This is a genomic window from Methylobacillus sp. MM3 (genome assembly GCF_001645185.1).
Taxonomy (GTDB): domain Bacteria; phylum Pseudomonadota; class Gammaproteobacteria; order Burkholderiales; family Methylophilaceae; genus MM2.
Genome location: NZ_LXTQ01000029.1, coordinates 1 through 401 on the forward strand (window position 1 = coordinate 1; position 401 = coordinate 401).

1 protein-coding gene is annotated in these 401 nt (G+C 48.4%); it reads right to left on the bottom strand.

The window, feature by feature from the left end:
• Positions 1-66 precede the first annotated feature (66 nt).
• A partial coding sequence (locus A7976_RS08760) for a YceI family protein (protein WP_082878057.1) occupies positions 67-401 on the bottom strand: 335 nt, incomplete at its 5' end.

Sequence of the window (401 nt, forward strand, 5' to 3'; positions counted from 1 at the left end):
GTGCATTCCTGATCCAACAGAATAAATATCATTGCCGGATGCGTGCCATCCGGCAACATTTCACGCTTACTTCTGCTGTACGCCTTCCACTGAAATAATCAGATCCACTTCCTGAGAAGCTGGACCTAAATCTGTCTTGATATTGAAGTCCTTGAGCTTAATTTTGCCTTCGGCCTCGAAGCCTGCACGTTTACCACCCCATGGGTCGTCGCCCTGACCAATTAATTTCGCTTCCAGCGTGACGGGTTTGGTTACGCCATTCAGCGTCAGATCGCCGGTAATATCCAGTTCGTCACCGTCTTTCTTCACGCTGGTGGAGGTGAATGTTGCCTGTGGATATTTTGCGGTATTGAGGAAATCTGCACTGCGAAGATGTTTATCGCGTTCGGCGTGATTAGTAT